The 17,006-nt window shown below is 34.3% G+C and carries 13 protein-coding genes; 5 read left to right on the top strand and 8 right to left on the bottom strand.

Annotated elements, in window-relative coordinates; translation table 11 throughout:
- Window positions 1–17: 17 nt before the first annotated feature.
- The 3 genes from QMO11_RS04080 to QMO11_RS04070 are packed head-to-tail and all read right to left on the bottom strand — an operon-like array spanning window position 18 to window position 3,291.
- Window positions 18–1,145 (bottom strand): efflux RND transporter periplasmic adaptor subunit, encoded by a 1,128-nt coding sequence (locus tag QMO11_RS04080; RefSeq protein WP_171973216.1) that lies wholly within the window; start codon window positions 1,143–1,145, stop codon window positions 18–20.
- Window positions 1,146–1,203: 58 nt separating this feature from the next.
- On the bottom strand, window positions 1,204–2,616 hold the full coding sequence (locus QMO11_RS04075; RefSeq protein WP_282036150.1) for a TolC family protein: 1,413 nt from the start codon (window positions 2,614–2,616) through the stop codon (window positions 1,204–1,206).
- Window positions 2,617–2,664: 48 nt separating this feature from the next.
- Entirely contained in the window at window positions 2,665–3,291 is a 627-nt protein-coding gene (locus QMO11_RS04070; protein WP_282036149.1) for a TetR/AcrR family transcriptional regulator, read from the bottom strand.
- Between the two features lie 141 nt (window positions 3,292–3,432).
- Between QMO11_RS04070 and QMO11_RS04065 the strand changes: the two genes are divergently transcribed.
- From QMO11_RS04065 to QMO11_RS04050, 4 genes are all read left to right on the top strand, one after another.
- Window positions 3,433–4,401, top strand: coding sequence for a hypothetical protein (locus tag QMO11_RS04065; protein WP_282036147.1), 969 nt, complete (start codon window positions 3,433–3,435; stop codon window positions 4,399–4,401).
- A 595-nt stretch (window positions 4,402–4,996) separates the two neighbouring features.
- Window positions 4,997–6,292 (top strand): O-acetylhomoserine aminocarboxypropyltransferase/cysteine synthase family protein, encoded by a 1,296-nt coding sequence (locus QMO11_RS04060; RefSeq protein WP_282036146.1) that lies wholly within the window; start codon window positions 4,997–4,999, stop codon window positions 6,290–6,292.
- A 62-nt stretch (window positions 6,293–6,354) separates the two neighbouring features.
- Window positions 6,355–7,551 carry a homoserine dehydrogenase gene (locus QMO11_RS04055; protein WP_282036145.1) on the top strand — a complete coding sequence of 399 codons (1,197 nt, stop codon included), beginning with the start codon at window positions 6,355–6,357 and terminating at the stop codon, window positions 7,549–7,551.
- A 174-nt stretch (window positions 7,552–7,725) separates the two neighbouring features.
- Window positions 7,726–8,166: a DUF4395 family protein gene (locus QMO11_RS04050; RefSeq protein WP_282036144.1), complete on the top strand. Its 441-nt coding sequence runs from the start codon at window positions 7,726–7,728 to the stop codon at window positions 8,164–8,166.
- Here QMO11_RS04050 and QMO11_RS04045 read toward each other — a convergent pair.
- Window positions 8,163–9,023 carry a LytR/AlgR family response regulator transcription factor gene (locus QMO11_RS04045; RefSeq protein WP_282036143.1) on the bottom strand — a complete coding sequence of 287 codons (861 nt, stop codon included), beginning with the start codon at window positions 9,021–9,023 and terminating at the stop codon, window positions 8,163–8,165. The two genes, QMO11_RS04050 and QMO11_RS04045, sit on opposite strands and share 4 nt — an antisense overlap.
- A 423-nt stretch (window positions 9,024–9,446) precedes the next feature.
- Between QMO11_RS04045 and QMO11_RS04040 the strand changes: the two genes are divergently transcribed.
- Complete coding sequence (locus QMO11_RS04040; RefSeq protein WP_282036142.1) at window positions 9,447–11,948, top strand: mechanosensitive ion channel domain-containing protein; 2,502 nt, start codon at window positions 9,447–9,449, stop codon at window positions 11,946–11,948.
- On the opposite strand, the gene QMO11_RS04035 is transcribed toward QMO11_RS04040, so the two are convergent.
- The 4 genes from QMO11_RS04035 to lysS form a co-directional block, all read right to left on the bottom strand.
- Window positions 11,949–12,419: an aminoacyl-tRNA deacylase gene (locus QMO11_RS04035; protein WP_282036141.1), complete on the bottom strand. Its 471-nt coding sequence runs from the start codon at window positions 12,417–12,419 to the stop codon at window positions 11,949–11,951.
- Between the two features lie 146 nt (window positions 12,420–12,565).
- Window positions 12,566–13,897, bottom strand: a complete 1,332-nt coding sequence (locus tag QMO11_RS04030; protein ID WP_282036140.1) for a glucose-6-phosphate isomerase — start codon at window positions 13,895–13,897, stop codon at window positions 12,566–12,568.
- A 77-nt stretch (window positions 13,898–13,974) separates the two neighbouring features.
- Window positions 13,975–14,970, bottom strand: a complete 996-nt coding sequence (locus QMO11_RS04025) for an NAD(P)H-dependent glycerol-3-phosphate dehydrogenase (protein WP_075603260.1) — start codon at window positions 14,968–14,970, stop codon at window positions 13,975–13,977.
- A gap of 92 nt (window positions 14,971–15,062) precedes the next feature.
- The gene (gene lysS / locus QMO11_RS04020; protein WP_425595534.1) at window positions 15,063–16,790 is read right to left on the bottom strand and encodes a lysine--tRNA ligase; all 1,728 of its coding nucleotides are present in this window, start codon (window positions 16,788–16,790) and stop codon (window positions 15,063–15,065) included.
- Window positions 16,791–17,006: the final 216 nt, after the last annotated feature.

Genomic DNA, 17,006 nt, shown 5'->3' with positions numbered 1-17,006 from the left:
TTATTTGAAAAGGTGAGTTACGATTTTACTATAGCTATCTCGGTTCCGTTTACAATTTGATCGTAACCAACCGTAATAATTTGATCTCCGCTTTTTAAACCTTCTGAGATAATGGTTTTATTATCAGAATTAAAAATTGAAGTTACATATTGCTTTTTTGCGATGCTTTTACCGTTTGATTCTGTGGCAACAAAAATAAACTCGCCTTCAAAATCTTGCTTCACTAAAATAGATGGTACAATAATTAAATCGTCGGCAGAAAAAACTCTCAACTTAACCGATGTTAATAGGTTGGGCTTAATTTCGTGCGATTTATTATCTAGGTTAATTCTAACTCTAAAAGTTCGTGAGATATCATTAATTACAGTTGATGAACGGTAAATTTTTGCATCCACTGTTTTCTTTATCGATGGAAAATAGATTTCTGTAGCATCTCCTTTATTGATGGTTCCTAAAAACTTTTCGCCAACTTCAGTATTAACGTATACTTTGTCAATATTTACCACACGCGCAAAAGGTAAGCTTGGACCCGCAATTTCGCCTTTACGTTGAAATACTTCATCCACTACCCCATTAATCTGACTTTTAACACTCATCATATCTTTTTGAGCATTAAGCGATCTTAAGTTTTGTTCTAATGATTCTTTGTTCGATTTAGCTTGCAGGTATTCCATCTCTGAACCAATATTCTGATTCCATAATCTCTCCTGACGCTCAAAAGTAGTAATGGCTAAATTAAGGTTCACTTTGGCTTGCTCAATTTGCGTATCCAAAGCATCATTATTAAGATAGGCCAATGTTTGTCCCTTACGTACATTATCACCTTCTTCCACTAAAATCTCAGTAATTTTTCCGGCTCCTTCGGGACTGATGATTGTATTTTCATCGGCCTTAACCTTACCTGTTACCTCTATATAGTGATTGTAAGTTTCAGGGGTAATTACCTTAGTGGCCACATTAACTGCGCCTTCTTTGCTTCCTGATTCTTCTTCAATCTCTTTCTCAAGTTTCGTAATTTGTTTTTTCAACTCAGTGAAATCAGCTTTTAATTCAGCTAACTCACTTATTTTCTCTTTTGTTTCACTACCCGAACATGCAGCAAGCGAAATTGCTATAAATCCGATTAATATATTACGTGTTTTCATATGCTTAAAATTTATCGTGGTAACCAACATCAGTGTATTGGTAAGAGTTATTAATAGTTTATAATTGGTTTGTTGCTTGTTGATATGCTAAATAATTATTGTAGTACTCTACAGCTGTTTGTCTATAATTAATATGGGCTTGTACCAGTTTGTTTTCGGTTTGCGTAAGCTCTAAACTGTTTAGCAATCCATTCTGAAACTTAATTAATGATTTTTGGTAGATGCGTAAGGCAATCTCACGCGCATCGCGACTATTTATGTATTGCATTCTGGAATTAACCAGGTTGTTTTTTGAAATATAGTAACCGCTTTTCAGGTTTTGCTCTAACTGCAGTCTATCGTTATTCAGTTTCGATAATTCAAGCTTCTCTTGTTTTAATTGAGCAGCTCGTGTACCGCCTGATAGAATTGGAATAGATAGCGTTAAGCCAATGGCCGACCCTGAAGTTGGTATTAAATCGTTTAACTCATAACCTAAGTAATACAAATCGTAATTGTAAAACGCATTCAGCTTAGGCATAAATAAAGCCTTCTGGTTTTTAATAATAAGGTTCTGAATATCCACTTGTGTATTCATAGTTTGATAATCGATATGCGTGGCATAATCAAATGAATTACCCGGCTCAAGTGGAATTGGCGATAAAAGATCCTCCATTGTACTTGAAATCTTAAGCGGCTTATCAATATCAAATCCCATGGCATACTTTAAAACTACCTCGGTTACATGCAACTGTCGTTGCGCCTCAAGAAATAATTGATTCGATTCGTTAACCAAAAGTCTGATTTGGTCCACATCAATATCCTCTCTAAATCCATTTTCATAAAGAGCCTTGGTATCTTTAAGCGTTTTTTCGTTCGTTTCTAAATTTAATTTAAAATCGATTACGTTCTTTTGAGCAACAGTAACTAAGAAGTAGGCTTCTGAAACTGCTTTTCTTACTTCAATATCCGTTTTGTCTTTTGTGTTTTCAGATAATTGCACATAAACCTTACTAGCCTTTAATCCAACAAAAAAGGAACCGTCAAACAGTAGTTGATCTACTCTTCCACCAATCATGCTAGAGTAGTCGGTACCAAAAGTGATTTTCTGAATCATTTCCTCACCAGAGTCAGGATCTGTTATGGCAAGTACATTTTCTTGTAAAGCAAGGTTTTTAGAAAAATTACCATTTACATTAACCTGCGGTAAACCTGTTCCTAATACTTCTCTTACCTTTTTCTCTGCTTTAGTAATTTCAATATTGGCATTCATGCTTTGGTAACCAAACTCTGTTGCATAAGCCAATGCCTGATCTAATGAGAATTCCATGGTATCTGATGGTACACCCAATGTATCGTTGGCTAACGCTAAGGAGTCGGCTGCGGTGTTAGTGCTATCAACCGGCGTCTGTGATTGACTATAAGCTGTTTGTATTATCATTAAAAAAGCAATTGCCAAAGGGATGCTTTTCTTAAAAAATTGTTCTTTCATATATGTATTAGTTTTTTACGTTTCAATTTTGGATGGGATGAATAAAAATTAGTTATCGTTAAGTTTACTTTTCTGCATCAGTTTGTTTAATACTTGCCTTCCTTTCTCAGAACATAGGCCATTCAAGTGGTATAGAAAATATTGTTTATAAAAGTGGCGTGATGCTAGGTCTTGGTCGCTAATCTCATTTATGTCTGGATGGAAATAAGCAGCAGTTACTGTGATAGTATGTTTGGCAATGTAAACAGGGTCAATATCTTCTCTAAAAAGTCCTTGTTCAATTCCGTCTTCAATAAACTTATGTGTTGATTCGAAAAGGAGTTCTCTTTTGAACAATCCAAAACTCAAAAATAAATCGGGATAGAACTTTTTAAGATCGTAAATAAATGTGGGCTTTATTTTCAGGTAAGTTTCAATGTATCTATCTTGATGCTCAATCTCTTTCTCAATAACATTTAAAGTAGAATCGTTAAATTCTTTAGTGGTAGATTGCATATAGCCCTTTAATGCCTCTATGGATTGTGTAACTATATCTGTTTTATCCTTATATAATTGATAAAGCTTTTTTTTAGAAATGCCTAGTTCAGCAGCAATGTCATCCATACTGATACTCTTGATGCCAAATTCGAGAAATTTGCTCAATATTTTCTCAATGTGCTTCTTGTTTTCATTCATGCCGCAAATTTATACCAAAGATTTGACAATGGAAACTATTTTTACGTTAAAAGTTTCTTAAGTTTCAACTTCAATTAGTATAACATTTTCAAGTCATTATCGTTAAACGTGGTATGTTATTCTAGTTTAGCTTGTTCTTAGATGTTTAGAAGTGTTTTTGTAATTTTAATTTTAGTCGTTAGTGTCCCGTGCAGTGCACAGTTCCTAGGTAAACTGAATAAGGGTACTTCGAAGAGAGAGATTAGAAAACGACAGGAAGAAGCGGACAAAAAAAGTTCTTATAATAAGTTTAATAAATTACAGCCAATGGGTAAAAAGGCCACATTGGTGCGTAACGATTTTCTGTGGAGTTACTCAACTGCTAATGTTGTTCCTGATAAAGGAGGAGATATTTCACTTCTATTTCCCAGTAGAATCTCTTTAGGAAGAAGTGATGAAATTGGAGGATCAATTGGTACAATGTTATTTGTGCCAAACTTGTATTACAAAAAACGATGGTATAATAATAAGTTTATGGTAGCCAGTAAACATCAATTGTATTCTTACACTCCATTGTTATATTTATTCGACCGGACTAATTCAAATGCTATACAAAATGCTAATAGTATACCTAATACTATTGCACTGAAGAACGAGCTTATTTTTAGTATGCCCTTTTTAAAGGAGATTAATTGTGGAGCGACGAAAGAACCTTATTTAATAATAAGTGCAGCTATTGCTATTGACTTTGGTATTAGAGTTAATCAAGCCGATTCAATTAGCTTGGATAATAAGTTTCTTACACCACGCAGCGGCGCTGTTGTGGGCAACAATATATTTGGTACTGTCCGATTACAAGCCGATTACATGATATATAATAACTTGTTTCTATCTGCAGGTATAAGAGGTATCATCTCAGATAATACCTATCCAAATGCAATAGAGCATAATGCACATGTGAAATATTCATTTTCACCCAAGGTATCAGTGAGCGCAGGATACTGGCTCACACTTAATACCGGAGGTGGAACTCCGATACTACCAATTATTGATATATCTTATCATTTTGGTTTACGAGAAGGAAGAAGTAAAGGCTTATTTAGTAAGAAAGGTTACAATACTCTTAAATAAACCTTAATAATTCGGGTTAAAAATAGACTAGTTACTATTTAATGATCATTAATATTGTAACTGCTACTACAAACGCTTGTAAAATTAAAAAACGTACTGGTACGTCAATGTCTTTTAATGTAGATGCTACTTGTAATTTAATCTGTCTCATGGCTTTTTAGTTTTGTGTTCTATTAGTAGATGATGCAACTTTTAAATAGTTGCGTCATAACTGAATAAAAATTTCAATAAAAAAATTAATGAGTTAAATAAAGTTTTGATATTAACTGTGAGTTAACAAAATACATGCCACTATTGTCGGAATTATTGTAATGTATAAAGCAGTTATTTTTTTTATTCTCTTTATTTTTCTCTTTATTTGTTTGAAAGAAATTTTTAGTGTTTGAACAAATTCACATATCACCATTCTTATTAGTGCGTAAACTTCGTTTTACACACTCCATTCATTCTACATTTATTTGTAGTATGATGCGTTGTATGATGATGTCACGTTAGTGATGCAGCGCGTTATATACTAAACAAATTGCCATATAATGCGTTCGCCATTATAAACGTTAAGCTTATAATTAATAGTAACCATTAAATATAATTGACCATGGCAGATTTAAAGTTTGAAACATTACAATTACATGCAGGACATGAGGTTGACTCTGATACAAATTCCAGAGCTGTTCCTATTTATCAAACCTCATCTTATATATTTAACGATTCAGAACACGCTGCAAATCTGTTTGGTTTAAAAGAGTTTGGAAATATTTACACCCGTATTATGAACCCCACTACGGATGTATTTGAAAAGCGTATTGCTGCCCTCGAAGGTGGTGTTGGTGCTGTTGCTGTAGGATCAGGTCAAGCGGCTCAGTTTATTGCAATGAATAACATTGTTGAGGCAGGTGATAATTTTATTTCATCAGCTTCATTATATGGAGGTACTTACAATCAGTTTAAGGTACAGTTTAAACGCTTAGGTGTAAATGTAAAATTTGTAGTAAGTGATGATCCTGCTGATTACGAAGCTCAGATTGATGAAAAAACAAAAGCAATTTACGTTGAAACCATTGGTAATCCTAAATTTGATATACCTGATTTCGAAGAGTTAGGGGCCATTGCATCCAAGCACGGTATCCCTTTAATTGTAGATAATACTTTTGGAGCGGGTGGTTATATTTTTCGACCTTTAGAGCATGGTGCTAACGTTGTTGTTGAGTCGGCCACTAAGTGGATTGGTGGACATGGAACTTCAGTTGGTGGAGTTATAGTTGATGGAGGTAATTTTGATTGGGGTAATGGTAAATTCCCATCGCTTTCAGAGCCTAGTGAAGGATATCATGGTTTGGTATTTTCTGATGTTTTTGGTGTAAACGGACCATTCGGTAATATTGCGTTTGCCATAAGATGTAGAGTGGAAGGTTTACGCGACTTCGGACCAGCACTTAGCCCATTTAATTCTTTTCAATTAATTCAAGGTTTAGAAACGCTTTCTCTTCGTTTAGATAGAACAGTTGAAAATGCCTTGAAAGTTGCCCAGTGGCTTGAGGCTCATGATGAGGTTGAGTATGTCAACTATCCAGGCCTAGAGAGTAGTCCTTATCATGATAGAGCTAAAAAATATTTGAAGAGAGGATTTGGAGGCGTAATGACTTTTAAAGTAAAAGGAGAAGCTTCGCGTGGAGATAAGTTTATTAATAGTCTTGAGTTGGTAAGTCATTTGGCTAATATTGGTGATGCAAAAACATTAATTATTCACCCAAGCTCTACTACGCATGAACAATTATCATTAGATGAGCAAAAAGCAACAGGTGTTGAGCCTGGTTTATTACGTTTATCTGTAGGAATTGAGCATATAGATGATATTATTGCAGACCTAAGTGTAGGTTTTGCAAAATCATAATTTTTAAATATTAATGGCTTCTTGTAATTGTTACAGGAAGCCATCTTTTTATCCAGATTAGAATGAACAAGAAATTAAAAATAGGATTATTTGGCTTTGGAGTAGTAGGTCAAGGTTTATACGATGTTCTAAAAAAGAGCCCTGCACTCAACGTAGAAATCGTATCTATATGCGTTAAAAATAAGAAACAACGTTCACTACCTGAAGAGTTATTCTGTTATAGCCCAGAAGATATTTTATCGAATAAGGATATTAATCTAGTAGTAGAGTTAATATCTGATGCCGATGAGGCTTACCCAATAGTAAAGCGCTCTCTAGAGTGGGGTAAAAATGTTGTTTCAGCTAATAAGAAAATGATTGCTGAAAATTTGGCTGAGTTAATCCAACTGCAAAAAGATTATAACGTTTCATTATTATATGAAGCCTCTGCTTGCGGAAGTATTCCTGTTATTCGAAACCTTGAAGAATATTACGATAATGATTTATTATTATCTGTAACGGGTATCCTTAATGGTTCATCTAATTATATTCTTACCAAAATATTTGATCACAATAAACCTTATAACGAAGCATTAAAAGAAGCTCAAGATCTTGGTTTCGCGGAGGCAGACCCGACTTTTGATGTAGATGGTTTTGATGCCTTATTTAAGTTGGTTATTCTTACTGCACATAGTTTTGGTACAATTGTAAATCCTGAGGATGTATTAAATTATGGAATTTCTAATATATCTGATTTCGATATTAATTACGCGAAAGAAAAAGGCTTTAAGATCAAACTTGTAGGGCAGGTAGAGCGACTTGATAATAATAAGCTATCTCTTTTTGTTTTACCTCGTTTGGTGAATAGAGATAAATACATCTACAATGTTGAGGATGAGTTTAACGGCGTTGTTGTAAAAGGATTGGCTTACGATAAACAATTCATGTTTGGCAAGGGAGCAGGTGGTCACCCTACCGGATCGGCGGTTCTTTCAGATATCACTGCCTTAGCTCACGATTATCGTTATGAGTATAAGAAGATGAACTACTATACCAATCTTGATTACGATAAAAGTGGAAGTATTGAAATATATTTGCGTTATAAAAATGAGTCTGATCTGTCGAAGTTTAATTTTGTAAGTGTAACGGAATCCTATTCAGGACCTCTTTATAACTATAAAGTTGGGTTGATCTCTATTGAAAAACTCCTTCAGTTAAAGAACGATCTGCGTGACATGGATATTTTCATTGCGGTTACAGGAAAGACTTTAAGTTATTAATAATTAAAATATTCTTTATTAGAGCCAGAACGGATTGCTACTAGTGATTTATTCTGGCTTTATTATGTTCTGTGTATTTTGTCCTACGAAACATACTCTAATGGTAGGATATAATAAGCTTTTTTAAGAAACAATTGCTTATTGTAAACAGTTTATATATAAAACTGATATGATATGAACCAATTGATATGTCCAATTTCCGCAGATAAAGTATATGATGCAATTCCACGAATAGTTGCATTATCAGTAGTTGTATTACTTGTTGTATTCGCCATTAAGCCAACTATTCTTTTGCCATTATTTCTTTTGGTAGATTTTGCTTTGCGATCGTTTGAAAAAGGGGAATATAGTTTATTGACAATTGTAGCAACTAAAATTAGTTCGTTTACTAATATAAAGGGAGTGCAAATAAATAAAGCACCAAAGGTATTTGCTGCTCGTTTGGGGTTAATATTATCATTATTAATCTTCGTAACTTATCTACTTGGATTTGCTCAACTAAGTTTTGCCTTAGCGCTAGTACTAGGATTCTGTGCAGGACTTGAATTGGTATTTAATTTCTGTTTAGGATGTTATATTTATACTTATCTAATTTTACCTTTTAATAAGAATTAGTTCTTTTTAAAAAGTTCAAATATTTGATCCATGTAGGTTTTCGATACGGGTACTTCAACAATTGGGTCGGTTTCCATTTCAAGTATTAGACCTCCTTTTTCACGCCTAATTATTTTAACCTTATCAAAGTTAACCATGTACGATCTGTGACATCGTTTCAAGGGAAAATCTATAAACTCCTTTTCTATGTTCTTTATGGTATTTCTTAGTAGATGGCGCGAAATACCTTTAGGGCTTACATAGAATATGGTTACATAATTATCTGTAGCTTTTATATACAATAAGTCCTGTAGTTTCAGACTTATTCTCATGGTTCCTTTTTCATCCTTAAAAAGAACCATAGAGTTACTATCTATACTATTTATCTCTTCATCTTGTTCGGTAAGTATTTTCAGCTTATGGATTTTATCCACATACGAAAAGTACAGCCACATCACTGCATATGGTAGCAATAGAACTAAAGTGGTATTTTGAAAGGATACATTAAATACCTCTAGAAATGATCTATCGTCATCAGTTATAAAGAATGCTTCGTAAAAGGTGTAGAATAACGACATACTCATTACCTCAGCAGCTATTATTAGAGCAAAGCCAAGCATAGTAGTCCTTATCTCTCTTTTATTATACTGGTATAATAAAACGCGCGATACAACAACCACAAGAACACCCGTAAGAATAATTAAGCTAGAATAAAAAAAGAGTTCTTGGGATTTCAGGTTTAAACCAAACCAATTCTTCACATCAAATGGTGAGTAAAGGTTTATAAAGAGTAGGGCAAAACCAGCCGTAAAAAGAACAAGGTTTGTAATGTTCTTTTTTAGGATAAAATATGTAGGTATTTTATTGTTTAAATTCATTTAGTACGAAAGTAGGTATAAATTTTTAAGGATAGATTTATTTATTGATAAATATGATGTTAATATTGTGAATTTCAATTAGTGAATTTTCATCCCACATATAGGAATTTCACCCCACATTTCAGTATTTAAGCCCCACTCATGGTCTGCTATACCTTTTTGTTGCACAGAATCATTTTGTTTAGTTTGTTTGTATCGCAATTAGATTTTAAGAAGTCTTATTGCTGTTTTTAAAAGCAATTATTAAATATTAATGATGCTTTATGAGAATGATTAAAATAAAAAAATAGCTACTATTTTTTTACCTTTTCGATTTTGCTAGTACAAAAAAAGCTGTTGCCAAAACGTTGGAACAGCTTTTTTTGATTTATATTGTTACTTTTCTTTATCTTGTTCTAAGCTCCTAGTTAAATCTTTATTATTATGAAATTGTACACCTTATCTCTACTAACTTTAATTTTTCTCTTATCTCCATTAACAGGTTTATACGTATCATCTCAAAATAGCACTCAACCAGATTCAGCAAAGGTTGAGTTAAAATCGTATGCTGTTGAAGAAATTGGAAATGAAACAGAATCTATATTCAATTTGATTCGAAAAACAGACGGAGACTTAAAACCATCTCTTAATATACTTGAGGAAGATTCAATAATATACGATCTAATAAATAGTGTAAGTGAGTTAAAGCAAAGTCTAAATATCGATTCACTCGATAATTTAAATTATAAGGACGCTGAGCATTACTCAATACAAGTTGCCGACTATAAGAAGCAGTTAGATGTTTTTAAACAATCACTCATATCATCATCTATTAATATGGGAGATTTTGTTACTGAGCTTCAAGTATTGCTAAAAAGATGGGCTTTAACCAAGGAGTTAGCCTTAGAAGAAGAACGGCCAGAAAAGCTGATTACCCAGATAGAGAATAATATTAAGCTATTAAAAAAGCAAGACAAGAAAATTAATGATGTTCAGAACCAAACACTCGATTTGCAATCAGATATAACAGGAAGTATTATTTATCTAGATGAATTAGAAACGGGTCTTGTAGAGGTACAGAGCCTTTTGAAAGGAAATATTTTCGCATTGGATAGTCCCCCTTTATGGAAGACTATTAGCTTTAAAACCGATACTACCGAGGTAAAATCATCTAAGTTCAAACTTGTTGTCGCGGATAATGTGAGAACAATTAAAGATGACTTGAATGATAATATCATAGGAATATCCGTATTCTTATTTTTTCTGTTGATTATTTTCTTTGCATTACTGTACTTAAGAACCATACTATTAAAGGAAGGATTAAAAGAATACGATCAATACGTATCCTTATGCCTAATATTATTAAAACATCCATTGGCTTTAGCCTTAATGATAGCTTTGCTTTTTGCCGAAACTATTATTAGTAATATGCCCATTAGTATGTTGTTGAGTTTGGGAATTTTATACACCATTCCAATGGCATTTACAATTCCGAATATTATTAAGGAAGTACCTAAGAATTTCTTCTATATATTCTTTGCTTATATGGGTAGTGTTTTGTGTGGTATTGTTACAGCTGATTTAGTTCTATTCAATCAATTAATACTTGTATTTCAGTGTACCCTAGGTGTTTTTATGGTTTTCTGGATATTTAGAAAGTACCGAAACTTAGATAAAGAATATAGCGATGTTAAACAAAAATTCTATAAGTTCTTATTTGGCTTTTCAGCGTTTGGGTTTATCCTGTCTTTTATCCTATCTGTAATTGGTAATACTGGTTTCTCGAGCTTATTGGTGGAAGGCTATTTTAAATTAATTTTTGGTGCAGTACTGATATCCGCAACCGCGAAAGTATTTATCAATTTAATTGGTGTTTTAGTGAAGTTCGGACCAAGGTTCCGTTCCAACATATTCACCGAATACCCTTCATTAGTTATGAGTAAGGTTAAAAAATACCTAAGTGTATTTGCTTTCTTTTATTGGGTATACTTCTCGCTGGTTAGTTTTAATATATATTCGGATGTTTATGCTTGGCTAGAAGGTGTTTTAACTGCTACAACTAAATTAGGCACCATGAGCCTATCGTTAGGAAGTTTACTCTCATTTTTTATCACATTAATGGTGGCGCTATCGCTATCTAAATTTATTCGATTCTTATTAAACGATGAGGTTTTTACTCACTTTAAAATGCCTAGAGGTGTACCTGGTGCAGTATCAATGATTATTAGGTTATTTATTATTAGTGTAGGATTCTTAATGGCTTTTGCAGCAGCTGAGATAGATATAAGTAACATCACTATTATATTTGGTGCCCTTGGTGTTGGTATTGGTTTTGGACTTCAGAATATTTTCAACAATTTGGTTTCAGGATTAATCTTGGCCTTTGAGCGACCTATTCAGGTTGGAGATACCATTCAGTTGGATAACCTGAATTTAATGGGTGAAGTTAAAGATATTGGCATCAGAGCCAGTACTGTTCGTACATTTGACGGAGCAGAGGTGATTGTACCAAATGGTAATTTGATATCTAATGAGATGGTAAATTGGACTCTCTCCGATGCCACGCGTAGGCAGAAGATAATGATTGGTGTTGCTTATGGTTCAGATTTAAATAAGGTGATGCAAATACTTAATGACGTTTTGCATAATGAAATTTTTGATGGCGTTTTGAAGGTTCCACAGCCAAGGGTTCTTTTTGACGGTTATGGTGAGAGCTCGATTGATTTTAAGATGCTATTTTGGACTCATTTTGATAATGGTTTGGGTACGGTTAGTGATGTTGGTGTTGCCATTTATGATGCCTTAGATAAAGAAGGAATTGTTATTCCTTTCCCTCAAAGAGATCTACATATAATCACAACTCCTGAAAATTTAAATGCAAATATCAAGACAGAAGCGCCTGATGGTAAAAATCTGCCTCCTATTCAAGAGGCAGATGCTGAGTAATTAAGCTGTTTTTAATGCAATTTCGAGTATGGTTGGTTTTACAAGGGCTTCAAAGTCCTTGTATTTCATTTGTATTAGCAAATCGTGGGCACATGCATTAAATGCTACAAAAACTTCGGTTGTTAATGATTTGGCAACATATACAGGCATATCATATAAATTACCAAATGGTGGCATGGCACCAACCTCACAGTTGCCAAAAGAATCTTTAAACTCAGATTCGCTGGCGAGTCTGATGTTTTCGCTTTTTGTTTCAATTCTTAACTGTTCTAAGTTAACATGCATATCACCGGGTAAAACCACCATGGCCAGTTTACTGTCCATTTTTACAATTACAGTTTTGGCAATTTCATGCCCGGTTAAGTGTACGTCGGCAGCGGTTCTTTGCGCAGTGTGAGTTGTGTGGTGCACAATTTTGTTAAACGAGATATCGTTTTCACGTAGGTATTCTTCAATCTTTGTAAGTGGCATAGCTTATCCCTCCATTTAATGATTAAACTCTATATAATTTAATGAGTTTATCTTACAATGTAAAGGAAGCTTATAAACAACTTTAAATTAAAAATCCCCATACACATAGTGTATGAGGATTCAATAATATTGAAAGCTACGTTTAATTATAAACGTGCTTTTATCGCTTTAGTATCTTCCTCGTGACCTGGCTTTTCTAATAAAGCAAACATGTTTTTTTTGTATGCTTCAACACCTGGTTGATCAAAAGGATTTACCTCTAATAAGTATCCGCTAATACCACAGGCTATTTCAAAGAAATAAATCATCTGACCTAAATAATAAGCGTTTAACTCTGGTAATTCAACTTTAATGTTAGGAACATCACCATCTACGTGAGCGATTAATGTACCTAGCTCAGCCATTTTATTTACCTCGTCAACACGTTTCCCGGCTAAGAAGTTTAATCCATCAAGATTAGCTTCGTCAGTTGGTACGTTAACCGTTCTGTTAGGTGTTTTAATGGTTACAATAGTTTCAAAGATGTTACGCACACCTTCTTGAATCCACTGCCCCATTGAGTGAAGATCTGTAGAGAAATCAACAGCAGCTGGGAAAATTCCTTTGCCATCTTTTCCTTCACTCTCACCATATAATTGTTTCCACCACTCAGCAACAAAATGAAGCTTTGGTTGGTAGTTTACTAAAATCTCAGTTCCTTTTCCGTTACGGTAAAGTTCGTTTCTAACAGCAGCATAAGTTGCAGCAGCACTGTTTTCTTTTTCGTCGGCAACAATTTTTTCCATATCCTGAGCTCCTTTTACCAAAGCACGGATATCAACACCTGCGATTGCGATCGGTAATAATCCAACAGGAGTTAATACAGAGAAACGTCCACCAACATCGTCAGGAATAACGTAAGTTTTATAACCTTCTTGGTCAGCTAAAGTACGTAAAGCACCTTTTGAACCATCAGTAACAGCAACAATACGCTCTTTTACTTCTTCAGGAGAGTATTTGCTTACCAATAAATTTCTTAATAAACGGAATGCTAAAGCAGGCTCAGTTGTAGTACCCGATTTAGAAATTGATACTAAGGCAAATGATTTATCTTTTAATAAATCTAAAAGCTCTGCAGTATAATCTTCACCAATATTCTGACCAGCATAAACAACTACTGGAGTTTTACGATCAGTAATTAAATGGTCGAAAGAATTAGAAAGTGCATCAATTACAGCTCTAGCGCCTAGGTAGCTACCTCCAATACCAATAACAACCACAATATCAGCCTTGTCTTGTAGCTTTTTTGCAGTAGCTTCAATATCGGCTAATTGTGCATCGTTAATGCTTGATGGAAGATTTACCCAACCTAAAAAGTCGTTTCCTTTTCCTGTTTTTTCGTATAAAGCTTTTAGGTGAGAAGCCATTTCACTTTTATACCCATTCACTACCTCTTGTGATACAGAGGTTTTCGAGATATCAATTCTTAAGTTTTCCATTTTAAATTGATTTTATAAAATATGGATTATTAATATTTTATTATAGATTATTCTTAAAAATAGGAACTGTAAGGTAATTACCTTAAGTGTTCCGTTAGTAAACGTATTTCAATTGAAGGAGAAATACGTTCGTAAATTATATTATAAACGGCATCGGTAATAGGCATATTTACCTTGTACTTATCGTTTATTTCTTTGATGCTTTTTACAGCATAGTAACCTTCGGCAACCATTAACATCTCCATTTGAGCGTATTTAACCGAGTAGCCCTTCCCTATCATGGTACCAAACATACGGTTTCTACTAAATTGCGAGTATCCTGTTACCAAAAGGTCGCCAAGGTAGGCTGAGCTTTTAATATCGCGTGTAATAGGATGCACGGTATCTACAAAACGTTTGATCTCTTGTATGCCGTTCGACATTAATACGGCCTGAAAGTTATCGCCATATCCCATTCCATGGCAGATACCAGAAGCAACTGCCATAATGTTTTTAAGTACGGCTGAAAACTCAGTTCCATAAATATCATCGGAAACAGAAGTGTTGATATAGGCGCAGTTTAGTAGGTTACCAAACTCACGTCCATTTTTAACATCCTGGCAAGCAATAGTAATATATGATAAGCGCTCAAGTGCAACCTCTTCAGCATGACATGGACCTGATATAACCGCAATTTGATCGAGTGGTACATTATAAACTTCGTTCATATATGTACCTACAATCATATTTTCATCCGGCACTAAACCTTTAACAGCAGATACAATAATTTTATCTTTCAGTGAGATAGATAAATCTTGTAATAAACTTTTTAGAAATGCTGATGGAATAGCTAGAATTAGCACTTCGCTCTCTTCAACAATATGGTTAATGTCGGAGAAGAAGTTAATGTTATCCGTATTGAAATCAACACTAGTTAAATAATTAGGATTGTGCCCGTACTTTCTAAACAATTTAATGTGTTTAGGATTGCGAAAATGCCAGTTCAATGTATCCACATTGTTCATCAGCATTTTAGCAATGGCTGTTGCCCAGCTACCACTTCCTATTATTCCTACTCTTGATGTTTGATCCATATAGTTTTGTTGTCCACTAATTTTTGAGTGGTTTACAAATATAAAACCATAGCACTTAATATACTATGGTTTTATTGTATAAAAATTATGTATTAAGCCAACCAACTCTTCACATCGTCTTGCGATGGGTTTTTAAAGCCTAATTTGTTCTTCTTATTATAACCACAAACTTCTTGATGCAATTTAGTAGGTTTTAACTCCTTAACTTCAGCAACTTTCTTGTAGCCCAATTTAATGATAATTTCTGCCCATTCTTTAGGTACGCCAATTTCTTCGTATTTCTCAACGCCATCAGCTTCCACCTTTTTCTCTGGTTTCATTTGTGGGAAGAATAATACTTCTTGAATAGATTGGTTGTTGGTCATGAACATAGTTAAACGGTCAATTCCAATTCCCATACCTGATGTTGGAGGCATACCATATTCTAAGGCGCGTACAAAATCAGTGTCGATAAACATAGCCTCGTCATCTCCCTTTTCGCTCAGCTTAAGCTGATCTTGGAAACGGCCCAATTGATCGATAGGGTCATTAAGCTCAGTATATGCATTAGCTAACTCTTTACCGTTAACCATAAGCTCAAAACGCTCTGTTAACTCTGGATTATCGCGGTGCTTTTTACAAAGTGGCGACATCTCAACAGGGTAATCAGTAATGAATGTTGGCTGAATGTAGTTTCCTTCACATTTCTCACCAAAAATTTCATCAATCAACTTTCCTTTACCCATTGAATCATCTACTTCGATGTTCAATTGCTTACAAACGTCTTTTAATTCAGCCTCGCCCATGCCAGCAATATCAATTCCGGTATGTTCTTTAATGGCATCAATCATGGTAACACGTTTGAACGGACGTTTAAAGTCAATTTCTTTATCACCCATCTGAACTTTAGTTTGTCCGTGTAATGCTATGGCAACACGCTCAAGCATTTCTTCGGTAAAGTTCATCATCCACTTGTAGTCTTTGTAGGCTACATAAATTTCCATTACGGTAAACTCAGGATTGTGTGTTCTGTCCATTCCTTCGTTACGGAAATCTTTAGCAAACTCGTATACACCATCAAATCCACCTACAATTAAGCGCTTTAAATAAAGCTCGTTGGCAATTCTTAAGTATAAAGGAATATTTAAAGCATTGTGGTGCGTCTCAAACGGACGAGCACTTGCTCCACCTGGGATTGATTGTAATATTGGTGTCTCAACCTCAAGGTAACCTTTCTCGTTAAAGAAGTCACGCATGGTGTTGATAATCTTTGTTCTTTTTAAGAAAGTATCTTTTACCTGATCGTTTACAATTAAATCAACGTAACGCTGACGGTATCTTTGCTCAGGATCAGTAAATGCATCGTATTGTTTGCCATCTTTCTCTTTTACAATTGGAAGTGGCTTTAAGGACTTGGTAAGTACCTTAAATTCTTTTACGTGAATAGATGTTTCGCCTAATTGAGTTTTAAATACATGACCCGTAACACCAATGATATCGCCAATATCTAAAAGTTTTTTAAATACGGTGTTATACATGGTTTTATCATCACCTTCGCAAATATCATCGCGACGGAAATAGATTTGTATTCTTCCTTGTTGATCCTTAAGCTCAGCGAAAGAAGCACTACCCATAATACGGCGGCTCATCAATCGTCCTGCAAGTGTAACGGATTTTAATTCCTCCGCCTCTTCATTCTCTTCGAACTGTTTTATGATGTCCTGAGAGTAGTGGGTTGTTTTAAATTCCTCAGCAGGGAAGGCGTTTATTCCTAACTTGTTAAGTTCCTCAAGACTTTTACGTCTGATTTGTTCTTGTTCGCTTAATTCAACAGTACTCATTCCTATATTTTCAATATAAATTTGTGAAACATCTATGCCTTTGATGCATAGAAACTTCTATCTGATAAAACTAAAACCTATTTATCAGAAGAGAAAATCGGTGCAAAGATAATCAATAAGCTTTAATAATGAAGTTATTATAGTAATCGTGATATTTAAAATGTGAGCTTTTAATGTATATTAAGCTTTTGGGGGTGAATTAATATACTCATTTAC

The organism is Saccharicrinis aurantiacus (genome assembly GCF_947489045.1).
Classification (GTDB): Bacteria; Bacteroidota; Bacteroidia; order Bacteroidales; family Marinilabiliaceae; genus Saccharicrinis; species Saccharicrinis aurantiacus.
This window is presented reverse-complemented; position numbering and strand designations above follow the sequence as displayed.